The 19753-nt window shown below is 57.2% G+C and carries 17 protein-coding genes; 10 read left to right on the top strand and 7 right to left on the bottom strand.

What is annotated here, in order from left to right:
* Nucleotides 1–18: 18 nt before the first annotated feature.
* Together AAC622_RS05925 and AAC622_RS05920 are read right to left on the bottom strand one after the other, a co-directional pair.
* Complete coding sequence (locus AAC622_RS05925) at nucleotides 19–1068, bottom strand: enoyl-CoA hydratase/isomerase family protein (protein ID WP_340260825.1); 1050 nt, start codon at nucleotides 1066–1068, stop codon at nucleotides 19–21.
* 84 nt (nucleotides 1069–1152) lie between these two features.
* Nucleotides 1153–2652 (bottom strand): CoA-acylating methylmalonate-semialdehyde dehydrogenase, encoded by a 1500-nt coding sequence (locus tag AAC622_RS05920; RefSeq protein ID WP_340260823.1) that lies wholly within the window; start codon nucleotides 2650–2652, stop codon nucleotides 1153–1155.
* 116 nt (nucleotides 2653–2768) lie between these two features.
* Between AAC622_RS05920 and AAC622_RS05915 the strand changes: the two genes are divergently transcribed.
* From AAC622_RS05915 to AAC622_RS05895, 5 genes are all read left to right on the top strand, one after another.
* Entirely contained in the window at nucleotides 2769–3656 is an 888-nt protein-coding gene (locus AAC622_RS05915) for a LysR family transcriptional regulator (protein WP_340260821.1), read from the top strand.
* 76 nt (nucleotides 3657–3732) lie between these two features.
* Nucleotides 3733–4227, top strand: a complete 495-nt coding sequence (gene coaD, locus AAC622_RS05910; protein WP_340261464.1) for a pantetheine-phosphate adenylyltransferase — start codon at nucleotides 3733–3735, stop codon at nucleotides 4225–4227.
* 43 nt (nucleotides 4228–4270) lie between these two features.
* On the top strand, nucleotides 4271–4777 hold the full coding sequence (locus AAC622_RS05905; protein ID WP_340260819.1) for a peptidylprolyl isomerase: 507 nt from the start codon (nucleotides 4271–4273) through the stop codon (nucleotides 4775–4777).
* On the top strand, nucleotides 4770–5321 hold the full coding sequence (locus AAC622_RS05900) for a peptidylprolyl isomerase (protein ID WP_340260818.1): 552 nt from the start codon (nucleotides 4770–4772) through the stop codon (nucleotides 5319–5321). The genes AAC622_RS05905 and AAC622_RS05900 overlap by 8 nt, the downstream gene beginning before the upstream one ends.
* Before the next feature lie 51 nt (nucleotides 5322–5372).
* On the top strand, nucleotides 5373–7202 hold the full coding sequence (locus AAC622_RS05895) for an ABC-F family ATP-binding cassette domain-containing protein (protein WP_340260817.1): 1830 nt from the start codon (nucleotides 5373–5375) through the stop codon (nucleotides 7200–7202).
* 30 nt (nucleotides 7203–7232) lie between these two features.
* Here the strand turns inward: AAC622_RS05895 and parE are convergent, their stop codons facing one another.
* The gene (gene parE / locus AAC622_RS05890; protein ID WP_340260816.1) at nucleotides 7233–9194 is read right to left on the bottom strand and encodes a DNA topoisomerase IV subunit B; all 1962 of its coding nucleotides are present in this window, start codon (nucleotides 9192–9194) and stop codon (nucleotides 7233–7235) included.
* Between the two features lie 271 nt (nucleotides 9195–9465).
* Between parE and hemA the strand changes: the two genes are divergently transcribed.
* From hemA to ispG, 3 genes are all read left to right on the top strand, one after another.
* Nucleotides 9466–10689, top strand: a complete 1224-nt coding sequence (gene hemA, locus AAC622_RS05885) for a 5-aminolevulinate synthase (protein ID WP_340260815.1) — start codon at nucleotides 9466–9468, stop codon at nucleotides 10687–10689.
* A 151-nt stretch (nucleotides 10690–10840) separates the two neighbouring features.
* Nucleotides 10841–12094, top strand: a complete 1254-nt coding sequence (locus AAC622_RS05880; protein WP_340260812.1) for a helix-turn-helix domain-containing protein — start codon at nucleotides 10841–10843, stop codon at nucleotides 12092–12094.
* A gap of 113 nt (nucleotides 12095–12207) precedes the next feature.
* Nucleotides 12208–13335: a flavodoxin-dependent (E)-4-hydroxy-3-methylbut-2-enyl-diphosphate synthase gene (ispG, locus tag AAC622_RS05875; protein WP_340260810.1), complete on the top strand. Its 1128-nt coding sequence runs from the start codon at nucleotides 12208–12210 to the stop codon at nucleotides 13333–13335.
* Between the two features lie 4 nt (nucleotides 13336–13339).
* On the opposite strand, the gene speE is transcribed toward ispG, so the two are convergent.
* The 3 genes from speE to AAC622_RS05860 form a co-directional block, all read right to left on the bottom strand.
* Nucleotides 13340–14203, bottom strand: coding sequence for a polyamine aminopropyltransferase (speE, locus tag AAC622_RS05870; protein ID WP_340260809.1), 864 nt, complete (start codon nucleotides 14201–14203; stop codon nucleotides 13340–13342).
* A 68-nt stretch (nucleotides 14204–14271) separates the two neighbouring features.
* A complete protein-coding gene (gene speD, locus AAC622_RS05865; protein ID WP_340260808.1) occupies nucleotides 14272–14772 on the bottom strand; it encodes an adenosylmethionine decarboxylase in 501 nt (166 codons plus the stop codon).
* 159 nt (nucleotides 14773–14931) lie between these two features.
* Nucleotides 14932–15405, bottom strand: a complete 474-nt coding sequence (locus tag AAC622_RS05860) for a YbaK/EbsC family protein (RefSeq protein WP_340260807.1) — start codon at nucleotides 15403–15405, stop codon at nucleotides 14932–14934.
* A 59-nt stretch (nucleotides 15406–15464) separates the two neighbouring features.
* On the opposite strand from AAC622_RS05860, the gene AAC622_RS05855 reads away from it, so the two are divergent.
* Nucleotides 15465–18278 carry a bifunctional [glutamine synthetase] adenylyltransferase/[glutamine synthetase]-adenylyl-L-tyrosine phosphorylase gene (locus AAC622_RS05855; RefSeq protein WP_340260805.1) on the top strand — a complete coding sequence of 938 codons (2814 nt, stop codon included), beginning with the start codon at nucleotides 15465–15467 and terminating at the stop codon, nucleotides 18276–18278.
* Nucleotides 18279–18317: 39 nt separating this feature from the next.
* Nucleotides 18318–18584 carry a hypothetical protein gene (locus AAC622_RS05850; RefSeq protein WP_340260804.1) on the top strand — a complete coding sequence of 89 codons (267 nt, stop codon included), beginning with the start codon at nucleotides 18318–18320 and terminating at the stop codon, nucleotides 18582–18584.
* Between the two features lie 3 nt (nucleotides 18585–18587).
* On the opposite strand, the gene AAC622_RS05845 is transcribed toward AAC622_RS05850, so the two are convergent.
* Nucleotides 18588–19586 (bottom strand): GlxA family transcriptional regulator, encoded by a 999-nt coding sequence (locus AAC622_RS05845; protein ID WP_340260802.1) that lies wholly within the window; start codon nucleotides 19584–19586, stop codon nucleotides 18588–18590.
* Nucleotides 19587–19753: the final 167 nt, after the last annotated feature.

Below are 19753 nucleotides of genomic sequence, written 5' to 3'. Positions count from 1 at the left end.
TTGGCCCCTTATTCCTGCTTAATCCAGTTTCAGCGCCCGTGGCCCCAATGGCAAGAGCAGCGATGCCACCATCGCGGGCGGCACATCGCGCGGGCTGCTATGCATCCAATTCGGGTTGCGGTCTTTGTCGATGATCTGCGCGCGCACACCCTCTAGGAAATCGGCCTTTTCCACTGCGCGCGAGGTAAAGCGGTATTCCTGCTCTAGCGCATTTTCGATTGTGTCGCGCAGGCGCGCACGATGCACCAGTTCCACCGTGCAGGCCATCGACAGGGGTGATTTCTTGCCCATCTCGGCTAAGATGGATTTTGCAAAATCGCTGTCAGAGAATTCCAACGCATTGAGAATATCGCGCAGGGTTTCGCCACCAAAATGGTGGTCAATCTCGGCTTGCAGGGCGGCAAGCGGGGCAACAGGGGAGCTGTGGCCTGAGGCGGCCTGATCCACCAAATCATAATCCGCGCTTTCGCAAAGCTGGGTAATTAATGTGGGCCAATCCGCCTCAGGAATATAATAATCAGCAAAGCCCGCGTAAATCGCATCGGCCCCTGTCATCCGCGCGCCCGTGACGCCCAGATATTCGCCCAAGCGACCTTGGGCGCGGCTCAGGATCAAGGTGCCGCCGACATCTGGCACAAGGCCGATTCCAACCTCAGGCATGGCAAGAATGCTGCTGTCGCCCACGATACGATGCGAGGTGTGACAGCCCAACCCAACGCCGCCGCCCATCGTATAGCCTTGCATGAAGCTGATCACAGGGCGGGGGAAGTGGAATAGCTTTGCGTTCATGCGATATTCATCGGCCCAGTAGCGCGCGCCAATTTCCATATCGCCCGCGCGACCCGCCTCGTAAATTTCGGCAATATCCCCGCCTGCACAAAAGGCCCGCTCGCCTATTGCATCTAGGATCACAATCTCGACTGTCTCATCCGCGGCCCATGCGTCAATCGTTGCGGCAATTTCCGCGCACATGGATTGCGAGAGCGCATTCAGGGCCTGTGGCCGCGTCAGCGTGATACGGCCTGCGCGCCCGTCTTTGCGGATATTGAGGAACTCTGCCTCGCTCATGGCCCCCTCCCTAGTGTCACAGCGAACCCCCGCGCAAGGTCTGCGCGGGGGCTTGTGTTGAGTTTGGTGATTTTCGCGGCAGGATCAATCCATGGCCTTGAAGTTAAACGCAGCCCCTTCCTTGATCCCGCTTGGCCAACGCGAGGTCACGGTCTTGGTGCGGGTGTAGAAACGGAAGGAATCTGGCCCGTGCTGGTTCAAATCGCCAAAACCTGACCGCTTCCAACCGCCAAAGGTGTGATAGGCCAAGGGAACGGGGATTGGCACGTTGATGCCAACCATCCCGATATTCACACGGGACGCAAAATCGCGCGCCGCATCGCCGTCACGGGTAAAGATCGCGGTGCCATTGCCGTATTCGTGATCCATCGCAAGACCCAAAGCCTCTTCATAGGACGCGGCGCGCACAGTCGACAAGACCGGGCCGAAAATCTCGGTTTTATAGATGTCCATGTCGGGGGTGACGCGGTCAAAAAGATGCGCGCCTACAAAGAACCCGTTTTCATAGCCTTGCAGATTGAAATCACGGCCATCGACAACCAATTCCGCGCCCTGATCCACGCCTGTTTGCACAAGGCGCAGGATGTTTTCCTTGGCGGCCTTGGTCACAACGGGCCCGAAATCGACATCATTGCCGGCGGTATAGGGGCCGACCTTCAGCGCCTCGATCCGAGGGACAAGTTTTTCGATCAACCGATCTGCGGTTTCGTCACCCACTGGCACGGCCACGGAAATCGCCATGCAGCGTTCGCCTGCCGCCCCATAACCCGCGCCGACCAAGGCGTCAGCGGCCTGATCCATATCGGCATCGGGCATGATGATCATATGGTTTTTCGCCCCGCCAAAGCATTGGCAACGTTTGCCTTTTTCGGCCGCGCGGCTATAGATATATTGCGCGATTGGGGTCGACCCAACAAAGCCAACGGCCTGAATGATCTCGCTGTCCAAGATGGCATCCACAGCACCCTTATCGCCATTAATCACTTGAAACACGCCATCAGGCAAACCCGCCTCTTTCAGAAGCGCACCCAACATCATCGGGCAGGACGGATCACGTTCCGAAGGTTTGAGGATCATCGCGTTGCCCGATGCCAAGGCAGGGCCCAATTTCCACAAGGGGATCATGGCGGGAAAGTTAAACGGCGTAATCCCTGCAACAACACCCAAAGGTTGGCGCATGGAATACATGTCAATGCCAGGGCCTGCGGCATCTGTGAATTCGCCCTTCAGCAGATGCGGTGCGCCGATACAAAATTCGATCACCTCCAGCCCGCGCTGAACATCGCCTTTCGCATCTGGGAAGGTCTTGCCATGTTCGCGGCTGATGGCCTCGGCCAATTTGTCCATATCGCGGTTAAGAAGGCGCACCAATTCCATCATCACGCGCGCGCGGCGTTGTGGGTTTGTGGCGCCCCATGCAATTTGCGCCTCTGCGGCGGAGGCGATCGCGCGATCCATTTCTTCCTGCGAAGCCAATGCCACCTGCGCCTGCACTTCCCCTGTTGCGGGGTTAAAGACATCCGCTGTGCGGCCTGATGTGCCCGCGACATGCGCGCCGTTAATCCAGTGACCGATCTGTTCCATGATCCCACCCTTTTGTTGAAAATCTACACTTGGTGGCTGTTCTATACTTGCAATCCTGTCGGGAAAAGAGGAAGAAATCCAAATTAGTCTTGCATTTTTGCAAAATGGATGGGGCGATGAATTGGGATGATATCCGTGTCTTTCTGGCCGTTGCGCGGGCCGAAAGCCTGACAGGGGCAGGGAAAACCCTGCGGCTTGATGCGGCCACAATCGGGCGGCGTATTGCACGGCTTGAGGCGCGGCTAGGGGCCGAGCTGTTTGTGAAATCCCCGCAAGGCTATGTCCTGAGCAGCGTAGGCGAGGAGCTTTTGCCCGCGGCCGAGGCTGCCGAGGCGGCCCTTGCCGTTCCTCTTGCGGGCGGGCAGGGGCAGGCGGGGCTGTCTGGCACGGTGCGGATCGGCGCACCTGATGGCTGCGCCAATTATTTGCTGCCACAGGTCTGCGCGGCCATTCGCGCCGATAACCCTGATCTCGATATCCAAATTCTGGCCCTGCCGCGGGTTGTCAACCTATCCAAGCGCGAAGCGGATTTAGCGATTACTGTCAGCCCACCCGATGCGGGGCGGCTTTTGGTGCAAAAGATCACCGATTACCATTTGCATTTGGCAATGCGCGCCGATCTGACGCCGCCTGATGATCTGGCCAAGGCGCGGGATTACGCGGTGGTGGGCTATATTCCCGATATGATTTTCGACAAAGAATTGGACTATCTTGGGCTATTGGGGCGCGGACGGGTGCAGATGGCGTCAAATTCTGTCGCGGTGCAATTGCACATGCTGCGGCAGGGCGGGATTGGCTTTGTGCATGATTTTGCACTGCCTTTTGCGCCCGAATTGCGGATTGTGCTGAAGGATGACATCAGCCTGAAACGGGCCTTTTATCTTGTGCGCCACGAGCAAGATCGGCGCTCTGACAGGTTGGGGCGTTTGGTTGAGGCTTTGTCCGCGGGGCTGCGCGCCGAGGTGGCGCGGCTTGAAGCGGAGGCTCTCGCGCGCTGCTTTTAGCTTGCGTTTCGCGGCGCAATAATGTTGCGTGACCCCGTAATTGCGGCAGCATATGCCAAAGTTGGGAGATTTGCAGATGCGCACAGGCCTATATCCGGGCACATTCGATCCAATCACATTGGGCCATGTCGATATTATCCGCCGTGCGGCCACATTGGTTGATCGATTGGTGATTGGTGTTGCGATCAACCGCGATAAAGGCCCGCTTTTCACCCTTGAGGAACGGGTGGCTATGGTCGAGGCCGAAAGCGCGAAACTGGCGCGCGCCACGGGCATTGAGATTGTTGTACATCCCTTCGACAATCTTTTGATTGATTGTGCGCGCGAGGTTGGGGCGGGGCTTATCATCCGTGGCCTGCGTGCGGTCGCTGATTTCGAATATGAATTCCAGATGGTCGGCATGAACCGCAAATTGGATGATGAGATCAACACTGTCTTTTTGATGGCCGAGGCCGAGCATCAGGCGATTGCCTCAAAACTGGTCAAAGAAATCGCGCGGCTTGGGGGCGATGTCAGCCATTTCGTGCCGCCCGCTGTGCATCAAGCGCTAGACGCGAAATTCTCATCCTGATAGGTCAGGGCCAAAGTCAGATATCCGCAAAAGGAATAAAGGCATGGCCGAGATCAAAGACCCCGAAAACACCATCCTGATGGAGCTGAAAGACGGCACTGTCACTATCGAATTGCTGCCCGAAATTGCGCCTGCGCATTGCGCGCGCATGAAGGAATTGGCGCGTGAAGGCGCCTATGATGGCGTGATCTTTCACCGCGTGATTGACGGGTTCATGGCGCAAACGGGCGATGTTGAACATGGCAATGGTGACAAGGGCGCGAATATCCGCATGGCGGGAACGGGCGGTTCGGACAAGCCTGATTTACCTGCTGAATTTTCTGGCATCCCGCATGATCGCGGCACATTAGGGGCAGCGCGCTCTTCCAACCCCAATTCGGCAAACAGCCAGTTCTTTATCAATTTTAACGACAACCATTTCCTCAATCGCCAATACACCGTTTATGGCCGCGTGATTGCAGGGATGGAGCATATTGACGCGATCACCCGCGGCGAGCCGCCCGCAAACCCTGATAAAATGATCAGCGTGAAGGTGGCCGCAGATGTGTAAGCTTGGCGCAGCGATGGCCTTGCTTCTGGCAAGCCCTGCCTTTGGGGCGGGGCTAGAGATTGATATCGCGGGCGAGGCGAATGGCACGATCGTCATCGACTTGTTCGAGGATGTCGCCCCAGAACATACGGCGCGGATGCTGCAACTGGCCGAAGATGGCGCCTATGATGGCGTGGTGTTTCACCGAGTGATTGATGGGTTCATGGCACAAACGGGCGATGTGGAATATGGCCGCATCGGACAAGATATGCGCTTTGCAGGGCGGGGCGGATCCCAATATCCAGACCTGCCTGCCGAGTTTTCTGATATCAGCTTTGAGCGAGGCGTGGTCGGCATGGCCCGCGCCGCGAACCCAGACAGCGCCAATTCGCAATTCTTCATCATGTTTGCCCCCGTGCCCCAATTGAATGGGGATTACACCGTTGTGGGCGAGGTCACATCGGGGATGGTGATTGTCGATCAGATCAAGCGTGGGCTTGGGCCAAATGGCGCTGTGATTGGCGAACCTGATCAGATGGCGGCTGTTCGGGCCATTCGTGATTGACCAAAGACAAGCCCGCCGTGTTCAGGCGGGCTTGCGTGAAAGATAGCCCCCATGGCCCGCCCTTCGCTTTTGCAGCTTTCGGATATTTCACTGACCTTTGGCGGTGACCCTATTTTTGATGGGTTGGATTTGGTTGTGCATCAGGGGGATCGCGTGGCGCTTGTTGGGCGCAACGGGTCGGGCAAATCGACCTTGATGAAGGTCATGGCGGGGTTGACCGAACCTGACACAGGCAGCATCACAAGCCCGCAAGGCACCTCGGTCGGCTATATGGAACAAGAGCCTTATTTTACGGGCTTTGCCACATTGGGTGATTTTGCCACGGCCACGCTTGGCCCAAGCGAAGCGTGGCGGGTCGAGGCCTTGGCCGATGGTCTTAAGCTGCGTCTTGACGCTGATCCTGCCAAGGCGTCTGGCGGGGAGCGCCGCCGCGCAGCCCTTGCACGGCTTTTGGCCGAAGAGCCTGATATCATGCTCTTGGACGAGCCCACCAACCATCTTGATATCGAGGCCATCGGATGGCTCGAGGCGCGGCTTGAAGAAACCCGCACAGCCTTTGTCGTGATCTCGCATGATCGTGCGTTTTTGAACGCCTTGACCCGCGCCACCTTATGGGTGGATCGCGGGCAGGTGCGCCGCAATGAGCAAGGCTTTGCCAGCTTTGAGGCGTGGCGCGATAAGGTTTGGGACGAGGAAGACACAGCGCGCCACAAATTGGATCGTAAAATCAAATCCGAGGCCCGTTGGGCCGTTGAGGGGATCAGTGCACGGCGCAAACGCAATCAGGGCCGTGTGCGCGCTTTGGCCGATTTGCGCGCAGAACGCGCTGCAATGATCCGCCGCCAATCCACCGCCGCCATGGTGTTGGAGGAGGGCTCGCAATCTGGCCGCAAGGTGATCGAGGCCAAGGGAATTTCAAAATCCTTTGTAGAAACGCAAATTCTCAAACCTTTTGATCTTCGCATTTTGCGCGGGGATCGGGTGGGGTTTGTCGGCCCTAATGGAGCAGGCAAAACCACCTTATTGAATCTCCTGACGGGCCAACTCGCGCCTGACACGGGGCAGGTCACCTTGGGCAAAGGTCTTGAGATGGCGGTGTTTGACCAAAACCGCGCAGGGTTGAACCCCGAGGCCAGTCTGTGGGACAGCCTGACCTTAGATCGTGAGATTGCGGTGAATGGATCATCTGATCAGGTCATGGTGCGCGGCAGCCCTCGCCATGTGATGGGCTATCTCAAAGATTTCCTGTTTGACGAGGCGCAAGCGCGCGCGCCTGTGCGCTCCCTCTCGGGTGGCGAGCGGGCGCGATTGATGCTTGCCAAAATCATGGCGCGCGAAAGCAATCTTTTGATCTTGGACGAACCGACCAATGATCTGGATATCGAGACATTGGATTTGCTGCAAGACCTGCTTGGCGACTATGCGGGCACGGTTCTTTTGGTCAGCCATGACCGCGATTTTCTGGATCGGGTTGCCACCAGCACGGTTGTCCTTGAGGGGCAGGGCCGTGCGCAGGTCTATGCGGGTGGATGGAGCGATGCCTTGGCCCAAGGCGCGCGGATTGGGGCGGCGCAGGAGGATCGCGAAGCACCGCCTGCCGCAAAATCAGGCCCTGATCGGGTGGTGTCAAATGCGGGTGCAAAACCCGCTGCGGGTCTCAGTTTCACGGAAACTCATCGTCTCAATGAGTTGCCATCGGTGATTGCGCGGCTTGAGGCGGAAATGGGCAAGCTGTCTGAATTGCTGTCTGACCCTGATCTCTACACGCGCGAGCCTGTCAAATTCGCCAAAGCGACCGAGGCCTTGGCCGAACGTCAGGCGAAACTTGCGGCTGCCGAAGAAGAATGGCTGCTGCTTGAGGAAAAGGCGCAAGGGGTGTGAGCGCCCAAACGGCGCTAATATTCGACAGGGTTAAACGTCCAATTCCTCAACAAAGCGCGCATTATCTTGGATGTATTGGAACCGCAATTCGGGCTTTTTGCCCATCAAACGTTCCACCAGATCCCCGGTTTCGCCGGGCGTGTCCTCATCCACTGTGACACTGATCAACTTGCGCGAGGCGGGATCCATCGTGGTTTCCTTTAGGTCTTTGGCGTCCATCTCGCCCAGACCCTTAAATCGGCTCACATCAATCTTGCCGCGCCCGCCTAAGCCACGCGCCATCCAGCTCTCTTTCTCGGCCTCATCAAGGGCATAAACCCGATGCGCGCCTTGGGTCAGGCGGAACAAGGGCGGGCAGGCGAGATAGAGATGACCCTGATCAATCATCGGACGCATCTGGGTGAAGAAAAATGTCATCAAGAGCGAGGCGATATGCGCCCCATCGACATCCGCATCGGTCATGATGATGATTTTGTCATAACGCAAATCTTCAACATTGAACTTCGTGCCCATCGACACGCCCAGCGCCTGACACAGATCGTTGATCTCTTGGTTTTGGCCCATTTTGGAGGAGGCCGCACCAAGCACGTTCAAAATTTTACCACGCAGAGGCAGCAGGGCTTGGGTCTTGCGGTCGCGGGCCATTTTGGCAGACCCGCCCGCACTGTCGCCTTCCACGATAAACAATTCGGTGCCTTCGCGGTTCGTGGCCGAACAATCCACCAACTTGCCCGGCAGACGCAGGCGCTTGGTGGCGGATTTGCGCTGTGTTTCTTTTTCTTGTCTGCGGCGCATGCGTTCTTCGGCGCGTAGGATCAGAAAATCGAGGATCGCACCCGCCGATTTGGTATCGGCGGCTAACCAATTGTCAAAGCGGTCGCGCACCGCCCCTTCGACCATGCGCGCCGCTTCGGTGGTGGCGAGGCGGTCTTTGGTTTGCCCGACAAATTCGGGTTCGGCGATAAAGCATGACACCAGCGCACACCCGCCCGCAGTCAGATCTTCGCGGGTGATGTTCGCGGCCTTGCGATTGCCCGCCAATTCGCCATAGGCGCGAATGCCCTTCAGGATCGCCGCCCAAAAACCAGCCTCATGGGTGCCGCCCTCAGGCGTGGGAACGGTGTTACAATAAGATTGGATGAACCCATCGCGCGCAGGTGTCCAATTAATCGCCCATTCGACCGAACCCGCCGCACCGAAGCGTTCTTGAAACTCTACCTTGCCCGCAAAGGGGGCTTGCGCATAGGTCGCGGCATTTCCCAAAACCTCGCCCAGATAATCAGCCAAGCCGCCCGGGAAATGGAACGTGGCCTCTTGTGGGGTTTCGCCGTCATCAATTGCGGATTTCCAACGAATTTCCACGCCTGAAAACAAATAGGCCTTAGAGCGCACCATTTTGAAAAGGCGGGCAGGCTTAAAGCGATGGCTGCCAAAGATTTGTTCATCGGCATGAAAGCTGACTTGCGTGCCGCGCCGATTGGGGGCCGCGCCAAGGTTCTGCAATCCCCCTTGGGGCAGGCCGCGCGAGAATTCTTGCGCGTACAGCGTGCGATTTCGGGCCACCTCGACCCGCAAATGATCGGAAAGCGCATTCACGACCGATGCCCCAACCCCGTGCAAACCGCCCGAGGTTTGATAGGCCTTGCCCGAAAACTTACCGCCCGCGTGGAGGGTGCACAAAATCACCTCAAGCGCGGATTTGTCGGGGAATTTGGGATGCGGATCAATCGGCATCCCGCGGCCATTGTCGCGGATTGTGACGGTGTAATCTGCGGCCAGTTCAATCTCAATCCGATTGGCATGGCCCGCGACAGCCTCGTCCATCGAGTTGTCAAGGATTTCCGCCACCAAATGGTGCAAGGCGCGTTCATCGGTGCCGCCAATATACATGCCCGGGCGCTTGCGGACGGGTTCCAACCCTTCCAACACCTCAATAGATGAGGCGTCATAGGCCTGTTCCGAGGCCGCTTGGCCCAAAAGATCATCCGCCATGCTCTGCTCAATCACATTTTTGCTTTACGATTTTGCCTATATTGGCAGCTTTATCTCGCGGCGAAAAGCCAAAAACGGCCTTGCAAACCACTACATCTTGGGCGCTTGCGCGTGTTTGCATGTCAACCAAATCTAAATTTGCGCCAGATCAAATACAGGCGCGCGTCAATTTGTTACTTGGATTTTCAACAGCGAAGGGACTATCTGACACGCATCGCTGGCCGTTATGCCTTAAACCACGGCCTGCGCGCGGAAATGTAAGGAGACGAGTGTGTATTATAACAACGCCCTTAATCATGCCTTGGATAGCCTTCACAACGAGGGTCGCTATCGCACGTTCATTGATATTGAACGCCGCAAGGGACAATTTCCGCACGCAACTTGGACGCGGCCCGATGGCAGCCAGCAGGATATCACGGTCTGGTGCGGCAATGATTATTTGGGCATGGGGCAACACCCTGTCGTTTTGAACGCTATGCACGAGGCGCTTGACGCCACAGGCGCAGGGTCTGGCGGCACGCGCAACATTTCAGGCAGCACTGTCTATCACAAACGCCTTGAGGCGGAATTGGCCGATTTGCACGACAAAGAGGCGGCGCTTGTGTTCACCTCTGCCTATATTGCCAATGATGCCACCCTCTCGACCCTGCCGCGGCTGTTTCCGGGTCTGATCATCTATTCGGATGAGTTGAACCACGCCTCTATGATTGAGGGCATTCGCCGCAATGGCGGGGTAAAGCGCGTGTTCAAACACAATGATCTTGCTGATTTGCGCGCCAAACTGGCGGCAGATGATCCTGCTGCGCCAAAATTGATTGCCTTTGAATCGGTCTATTCGATGGATGGCGATTTTGGCCCGATTTCGGGGATCGTAGAATTGGCCGAGGAATTCGGCGCCTTGACCTATTTGGACGAGGTTCACGCGGTGGGGATGTATAGCCCACGCGGGGGCGGGGTGGCCCAAAAACTGGGCTTGTCGGATCGTATCGACATTATCAATGGCACGCTTGGCAAAGCCTATGGTGTGATGGGCGGATATATCGCGGCATCGGCCAAAATGTGTGATGCTGTGCGCTCCTATGCGCCGGGTTTCATTTTTACAACATCACTGCCACCTGTGGTTGCAGCAGGCGCTGCCGCTTCGGTTGCGCATCTTAAGACGGATCAGGCCCTGCGGGATCTGCATCAAGAGCGCGCGGCAGTTCTGAAACTGCGCCTAAAGGGGATGGGGCTGCCTATCATTGATCACGGCAGCCATATTGTGCCTGTGATCGTAGGTGACCCTGTTCATACTAAGAAAATCTCGGATATGCTTTTGCGGGATCACGGGATTTATGTGCAGCCCATCAATTTCCCAACTGTTCCCCGCGGGACAGAGCGGTTACGCTTTACCCCAAGCCCTGTGCATGACCCCAAAATGATGGATGCTTTGGTGCATGCCATGGATCGCCTCTGGAGCCATTGTGCGCTGAATCGTGCCGAGTTGGCGGGTTAATACACAATAAGTTTATCACCTAGCCTAGCTTATGCTATTCTGTCTTTGGGGGATGACGGGGCCGATACGAATCGGCCTTGTGATATATGGGCAACGGAAAAGCAGTTTTGGCCAGAAACGGCATCCAAGGGCAGGTTGAGCGGGGCGCCAAATGGGGCATGATGAGACGGGGATGATGGGGGCATCAACAGAAGAATTGCACAGCGAATTGCTGATGGATGTGCCTTTGGGCGATCTGATGCGCGGTGAACGCGCAACCATGGGTAAATCGCTACAGGATGTTGAGGCGGATTTGCGGATCCGTGCCTCATATATCGCCGCTATCGAAAACGCAGATTTAACGGTCTTTACCTCGCGCGGGTTTATCGCGGGTTATGTGCGGTCATATGCGCGGTATCTGGGTCTTGACCCTGAATGGGTGTTTTCGCGGTTTTGCGAGGAAACAGGGTTTTCAGGGGTCGGCGGGTTCTCTCCCGAGGTGGATCGCACCGCGCGCAGACCGCAGAAAATTGAAATGCCCAAAGGCCAGATGGGCGGCCTGCAAGAAGACCGCCGCTTTTCAAAGCGCCATGTTTTATACGACACGGATGACGGGTTTCTCCCTCGACTTGAGGCGGGCGCGCTTGGCTCGCTTTTTGTCTTGTCGGTGGTTTTGCTTGGCGTGGGCTATGGCGCGTGGGTCTTGCTCAATGATTTTCAGCGCGTTCAATTCGCACCTGTCGCTGATACGCCCGTTGCATTAACAGCGCTTGACCCGCTGCCCTTGCCGCAAAACACAACCAGCGATTTGACCGATGCAAGCCCCGCTCTGCCCGCCCGAGAAGAGACGCGCGACAGTGCCGCGATGGAGCGTCTTTATCGCCCCACCTTGCTTGAGGCCCCGGTCTTGGTGCCGCGTGACCGCGCCATCAGCACCTTGAACCCCTCAACCACAGGGGCTTTTGCCCGCGATAACAGCCCCGTCTTGCGCCCCGATGATATCTCGCGCGCGATTGCCGCCGCAGGAGGGGGGGAGGCCGCACCGACCGCCTCAACCAGCAATCCGCCCGTGACCCAAGAGCCGCGCGATGAGGTCGTCCTGTTTGCTGTGCGCCCCTCATGGATCAGGATCACCACGACCGATGGCACCGTTCTTTTTGAGGGCACGTTGAATGCGGGCGATAGTTATACCGTCCCCGTCATGGATGAGGAGCCCGTGCTGCGCGCAGGCAATTCAAGTGCGCTGTATTTTGCGCTGAACTCTGTCACCTTTGGCCCTGCGGGTGAAGGCAGCAGTGTGATTAAGGATGTGCCGATTTCTGCCGATCAGATTCAAACCCGCTATTCCATTGCAAGCGCGGCCTCTGATCCACAATTGCCCGAAGTGGCGCAATTGGTTCTCGAGCGCCTGGGGCAAGGCGAATAAATCGGGGGCCTGTTCGCGCTCTGCGTGTCCAAGCATTGTGCAATCGGTGGCAAGGGCTTATCTTGCGCGGTGAAGCGTCTTTGCGATGCGACAAGATAAAGGTCACACTCCCCATGTCTCATAATCCGATCCGCCCTTGGCGCAATATCGACCGCCGCAAAAGCCGTCAGATTCATGTAGGCTCTGTGCCAGTTGGGGGGGATGCACCGATTGCCGTACAAACCATGACCAACACCCCCACCACCGATATAAAGGCGACCATCGCACAGGTGCAGGCCTGTGCCGAGGCAGGCGCTGATATCGTGCGCGTCTCCGTGCCAGACGAGGCCAGCTCGAAGGCGCTGAAAGAAATTGTGCGCGAAAGCCCTGTGCCAATCGTTGCAGATATCCATTTCCATTATAAACGCGGCATTGAGGCGGCAGAGGCAGGCGCGGCCTGTTTGCGGATCAATCCTGGCAATATTGGCGATGCAACCCGTGTGCGTGAGGTGATCAAGGCCGCCCGTGATCATAATTGCTCGATCCGTATCGGGGTGAATGCGGGCTCCTTGGAAAAGCACTTGCTTGAGAAATATGCCGAACCTTGCCCTGAGGCAATGATTGAATCAGGTCTCGATCACATTCGGATCTTGCAAGATAATGATTTTCACGAGTTCAAAATCTCGGTCAAAGCGTCCGATGTGTTTTTGGCGGCTGCGGCTTATCAAGGTCTGGCTGAGGCCACCGATGCCCCGATCCATTTGGGCATCACTGAAGCAGGCGGTTTGACCTCTGGCACGATCAAATCTGCAATTGGTTTGGGCAACCTGCTGTGGATGGGGATTGGCGACACGATCCGTGTCAGCCTTTCTGCCGATCCTGTGCAAGAGGTGAAAGTTGGCTATGAGATCCTCAAATCCTTGGGCCTGCGCCATCGCGGAGTGAATATCATTTCCTGCCCATCTTGCGCGCGTCAGGGCTTTGATGTGATCAAAACAGTCGAGGCTTTGGAAAAGCGTCTTGAGCATATCAAAACCCCGATGAGCCTTTCGATTATCGGCTGTGTGGTCAACGGGCCGGGCGAGGCGCTGATGACCGATGTGGGCTTTACAGGCGGCGGTGCTGGGTCAGGTATGGTCTATCTTGCAGGCAAACAAAGCCACAAGCTGAACAATGACCAAATGATCGACCATATCATAGAGCAGGTCGAAAAAAAGGCCGCCCAACTTGAGGCGGCCCAGAAAACCGACGCGGCGGAATAACCCCTTAGGGGATCAGACGCGCCACATAGGGGGGCAGGGCGAACGCGCCGCGATGCACCTCGGGGGTATAATAATCTGTGCTGATCCCTGCCGCTTTGAACCGCGCCTCAAGGGTGGTAAGATCAACATGCCGCGCGTTACTGTCACTGCCCCAGCCAAAGGCCATAGGCCCGCCTGCATAGGTCGGAATGCTCGCCAGATAGCAGTTGTAATCAGAAAATAGCGTCTTGAAGGCCCGCATTGTGCCTGTCAGCTCATCCCCTTGCAGGAATGGAACCCCGTTTTGAGTGACCAAAATCCCACCTTCGGCCAAACGCGCCTTGGCGTGGCCGTAGAAATGATCGGTAAAGAGAACCTCACCGGGGCCAACGGGATCAGTGCTGTCGATGATGATGACATCATAGACATCCGCGTTTTGTTTCATGAACACGGCACCATCATTGATCACAAGATCAAGGCGGAGGTCATCAAAGGCCCCATCTGAAATAGCGGCCAGATATTTCTTGGAAAAATCCACCACGCCCGCGTCAATCTCGACCATGGTCACCTGTTCGATGCTGTCATGTTTCAGCACCTCGCGCGCCATGCCACCATCGCCGCCGCCCACAATCAGCACGCGCTTGGCGGCCCCATGGGCCAAGATCGGCACATGGGTCAGCATTTCATGATAGATGAAATTATCCGCTTCGGTCACCTGCACCACGCCATCAAGAGTTAAGATGCGCCCGAAAGTGGGGTTTTCAAACACGCGTAGGCGTTGGTGATCGGTTTCGCTGTCATAATGCATTTGCGCCACGCGCAAGGCTTGCCCGTGATCTTGGTGCAGACGCTCAACGCTCCAATCGCGCGTGGTTTCAGGATCGCTCATCGGCGGCCTCCTTTCGGGCAGTTTGGGGCAGGGGGAGGGGCGGGGTTTCACCGCCCCGGCACGCGCAGTTATGCCGCGGCAATCGCCTCGGTCACCAGGCCTTCGCCGCGCAGCAATTCTGTGACGCGCACATCTTGCGTGCCAAAGGCCGCTTTAAGCACATCCACCGCGCGCCATGGTTCGGCATCGCCGCACATAAAGACGTCAAATGCGCCATAGCCAATCTCGGGCCATGTATGCACGGAGATGTGGCTTTCCGCCAAAACCGCCACACCCGACACGCCTTGGGGGCTGAATTTGTGGGTATGAATGTGCAGAAGCGTTGCCCCACATTCGCGCACGCAGTCGCGAAATGCAGTTTGAATCCGCGCCTCATCATCAAGGCCATGGCCATTGACGACTTCGAGGATCAGATGCGTGCCCGCGAAAACGCGGCCATCGCGGCGAATGAAGTGATCATCGCGTGTTTCATCGAACACGCTTCGGTCAGCCGAAAGGCTGTGAGTGTCTTCCGCATGGGCGCCTGTCTCCAGACCAGTCCCCAGTTGGAAGAGGTCGGCGCTAGACATAGCACGCCCCCTTCTTACCAGCAGATTGATGTGGTGGGCCCTTAGCGCCCCCCCGCTGGTGGCAGCGAGGTTGGGATCGGCACCCGGTTCGTAAGGTGGCGACCTAGTGCGTCATGTTTCCCATTTCAAGGAAAATCTTGGCATATGTTCCGATTCTTTTTATTCGGCCACGAAATCGGCCTGTTTCGCCCCGGTCAGTCGCAAAAGCTGTTCGGGGGAGATGCCGAAAATATGGCGCGGTGTGCCTGCCGCCGCGTATACCAAATCAAAGGCTAAAAGCCGCGGGTCAAACCATATGCGCAAGGGGCTCAGATGCCCGACAGGGGCCACGCCCCCGATTGCAAAGCCCGTGACACGGCGAATCGTGTCGGCATCCGCCCGCGCCAAGGCGCACCCAGTCAGGGCTTCGGCCCGCGAGGGATCGACCTGATTACCGCCTGCGGTGATGAACAAAACCAACTCACCGCTCGCGACCTCGCGGAATATGATTGATTTCGCAATTTGATCGATTTGGCATTGCGCCGCACGCGCCGCATCTTCGGCGGTGCGGGTGCCTTCGGCCATCTCAAGGATCACAGGCTCTAGCCCCGCCCTCTCTAGGGCATGGGCCACGCTGGCAAGGCTTTTGCTCATGCGCATTCCCTTCTATCATCTGTCACAACCTTTGAGCGCAAACGCATGATAATGACAAGATGACCAAAAACGCCGCCCCCTTCGCCACTCGGATCACCCGCGCCCCCCTTGCCTATGACGGCGCCTTGGCGACAGGTCTCTTCGCGGATCTGCCCCAATTGAACGACCTTGCGCCTGAACTGCGTGAGGTCATCCATGGCGTTGCCGGATGTGCGCCGTATCTGGCGGGCCTGATCCGCCGCGAAGTCGATTGGTTAATCCCCACCCTCAGCGCCGCGCCTGAGGCGGGTATGGCTGCAATTTTGGCAGAGGCGGCCGCCTTGGGGGCCAGTGATCTGGATGCGGGGCTGCGCCGCCTCAAACGCCGCGCCGCGATCCTTGTGGCTTTGGCCGATTGTGGCGGTGTTTGGGATTTGTTGACCACCACGGCCCTCTGGTCGCAATTCGCCGATGCCTGTGTGCAGGCGGCGCTACGGGTTCATGTTGGGGCCGAGGCGCGGCGCGGACGCATTCCGACCCAAACCGAGGAGGATGCGCTGCGCGATGGCGCGGGAATGGTGGTGCTTGCGATGGGGAAAATGGGGGCGGGGGAGTTGAATTATTCCTCTGACATTGACCTGATCTGCCTCTTTGATGAGACAAGATTCGATGCAGGTGATGAGATGGAGGCGCGCACAGGGTTCGTTCGCGCAACCCGCCGCATTGCCGCAAGTTTGGGGGAAATCACATCCGAAGGTTATGTGTTCCGCACCGATCTTCGGCTGCGCCCTGATGCCTCTGTGACGCCCGTCTGTATCTCAATGGTTGCGGCTGAACGCTATTACGAGGCGGAGGGGCGAAATTGGGAGCGCGCCGCATATATCAAGGCGCGCGCTGCCGCAGGTGATCTTGCGGCAGGGGAGCGGTTCTTGAAAACCCTCACCCCTTTCGTGTGGCGCAAGCATTTGGATTTTGCCGCTATCCGTGACACCCAAGACATGCGCCAGCGTATTCGCGACCATAAGGGCCTGCATGGGTTCACCCTTGAGGGGCATAATATGAAACTGGGGGCGGGCGGCATTCGTGAGATTGAATTTTTTGCCCAGACCCGCCAATTGGTGGCGGGTGGCAGAGATCCCGATTTGCGGATGCGGCGCACGGTTGATGCTTTGGCCGCCTTGGCCAAGAAATCATGGGTTGATCCAGAAGTCACAGAAAGCCTGACTGCGCATTACATTGCGCATCGCCAGGTTGAGCATCGTTTGCAGATGATCCATGACGCGCAGACGCACAGCTTGCCCAAATCGCCCGAAGGGTTTGCGCGGCTTGCGGCCTTTATGGGCGGGGGCGATGTCGCCACATTTCGTGCCGCGCTTCTGACGCGATTGCACGCAGTTGATGACGCCTGCGAGCCGTTTTACACACCGCAAAAGCAAGCTAAGATTGAACATGAAGATGTCACTCTTACTCCCTCACAAATTGAGATTTTATCACGTTGGCCGGGCTATTCCTGTTTGCGCGCATCACGCGGGCGCGAGATTTTCGAACAGATCAAACCCGCCCTATTGACCAAGCTGATGAAATCCGCAAATCCAGATGAAAGTCTTTCGAATTTTAACAGCTTTCTCAAAGGTTTGCCTGCGGGTGTTCAACTATTTTCTTTATTCCAGTCAAACCCGTCATTGATTGATCTTTTGGCCGATATCTGCGCAACAGCGCCCGCGCTTTCCATATACTTGTCGCGCAATGCTAAAGTTCTAGATGTGGTTCTCAGCGGTGGGTTCTTTGCGCCATGGCCCGCACGGGACGAATTGCTGCAATCTCTCAGCAGCGCGCTTGAAGGGCTTGATTATGAAGGACAGTTGGACGCCGCGCGCCGTTGGCTGAAAGAATGGCATTTCCGTGTTGGGGTGCATCACCTGCGCGGCCTGATTGAGGCCGAAGAAGCGGCCAAGCAATATACCGATTTGGCCGATGTGGTGATTGCCTGTTTCTGGCCTTTGGTCTGTTCGGAATTGGCCAAAAAACATGGGGTCGCGCCGGGTCGCGGTGGGGTTGTTTTGGCCATGGGGAGCCTTGGGGCTGCGCGGCTCACCGCGGGATCGGATTTGGATTTGATCGTCATTTATGACGCGGGTGGTGTTGAGATTACGGATGGTCCGCGCCCATTGGACGCGCGGGGGTGGTTCTCGAAGGCGACAAAAATGCTGATCACCGCACTCTCTGCACCGACCTCAGAGGGGCGGCTTTACGAGGTTGATATGCGTCTGCGACCCTCAGGCCGCAAGGGGCCGGTTGCGACATCGTTGGAGGCCTTCACGCATTATCAAATGAATGAGGCATGGGGGTGGGAGCATATGGCCCTCACCCGCGCACGGGTTGTTGCAGGCGATGCAAGCCTTGGCGCAGATGTAGAAGCGACGCGGATGCAGGTGATCCAAACCCCGCGCAAGCCAAGCACAATCATCGCGGATTTGGCCGATATGCGCCAACGCCTTGCGGCGGCAGGGCGCAAGGGCAGCACCTTTGACGTCAAGGCGGGCATGGGCGGTATGCAGGATATTGATCTGATCGGGCAGGCGGGCTCGCTGATCGCGGGCAGTGCGGCCCGTGCCACCGCGCGCCATCTGCGCGCAGCGGCCAAATGCGGTTGGCTGACCCAAGCAGAAGCGGAGGCCTTATCCGCCGCGCATGCGCTATTTTCTCGTGCGGCGCAGGCTGCACGCCTCTTGACGGACGCGCCGCTTGATCCAAGTGATATCGGGCAGGGCGGGCTAGAATTTCTGGTGCGCGCCACGGGCCACGCGGATCGCGCCAGTTTGGAAACTGCGCTTGACGCTGGCCGCGTGGAATCTGTCGCAATTATCGAGGCCGCTTTGACGCGCAAGCCCTAGATCGGCCAAGGGCATATAGGATGCAGGAGTTTCGGTGTTATGAAGGGCGATATCTATGATCCAAAGGCGCTGATCCGCGAGGCCTATCGCATCGAGGGGATCACGCGGGGCGAATGCCGCACGATTTTCATGGATTGGGCATTGTCCATCACCGCGGATGACCCCAAAACCTATATTCGCCATCTACTTGAGCAATATGCAGCCGAAGATAAAGGGCACCCGATGAGCGAAACCCTGCGCGAGGCGCTTGAGCAAGCCCCGCGCGCTGTGCGCCGTGGGGGACGCGCCGCACGGGGGGGGCAATAAGTATTATTTGACGATTATGTCAGGTTTGCTCGCATGGGTGCCCCGCTCGCGATAGGGGGTGGTGTCATATTGCGCCCGGTAGCATTTTGAAAAATGCGAGGGGGATGCAAAGCCGCAGGCCAATGCCACATTGATCACGCTCATATCGGTTTGCATCAGCAGATTGCGCGCTTTGGCAAGGCGCAATTCCATATAATATCGCTTGGGGCTGCGGTTCAGGTAACGGCGGAACAATCGCTCTAATTGGCGCGTGGACATTCCGACCTCCTTGGCCAAACTTGCCGGGCTGATCGGGTCTTCGATATTATGCTCCATCATCCGAATAACTTGGCTGAGTTTTGGATGACGCACGCCGATGCGGGTTGGAATTGACAGGCGCTGCGTGTCTTGGTCGGTGCGGATCGAGGTATAGATTAACTGATCAGCCACCAAATTCGCCAATTCTTCGCCGTGATCATTGGCGATGATTTTCAGCATCAAATCAATCGAGGCGGTGCCGCCTGCGGTGGTGATGCGGTTGCCATCAATCACAAAGACCGATTTTGTAAGGGTGACGTCTTCGAATTCCTCGGAAAAGCTGTCTTGGTTTTCCCAATGGATCGTGGCGCGTTTGCCGTCCAACAGCCCCGCCTTGGCCAAAGTATAGCCTGCGGTGCACAGCCCGCCCACAACCGAACCGCGCCGCGCCTCGCGCCGCAACCAGTTGAGAATGCGCTTCGTTGTGGCGGATTGCACATCAATCCCGCCGCACAGCATGATTGTGTCTTCGCGGGTCAGCTCTTCGAGATCCATATCTAGCTTATAGCCGATCCCCGCAGAGCAATACGCAACCTCGCCCCCATCCCCCGCTAAGGCCCATTCATAGAGTGTGCGTCCCGACATCCGATTGGCAATGCGCAAAGCTTCGATTGCAGAGGCAAAGCAGAGCATCGTAAAGCGATCCAACAGCACGAAAACATAGCGTTTCGCGGCGTCTGCATCGCGGGGGGTTGGTCTGCTCATCTCCAGAGTCCTTTGAACAAAGCCACAGTCATTAAACATCGCACCGAGGCGCATATCACGATGCAACCTTACGTGGTCGTTTCTCTAGCGAAACCACCAAATTGCGCGCGCCGCAAGCCCCCCTTTTGTTCCGTAGCTTGCGAAATTGCCATTGGACGCGGGGGGTT

It is taken from the genome of Roseobacter sp. HKCCA0882, assembly GCF_037805225.1.
Lineage (GTDB): Bacteria > Pseudomonadota > Alphaproteobacteria > Rhodobacterales > Rhodobacteraceae > M30B80.
Note: the sequence above shows the minus strand (reverse complement) of the source record. Positions and strands in the feature narration are given on the sequence as shown.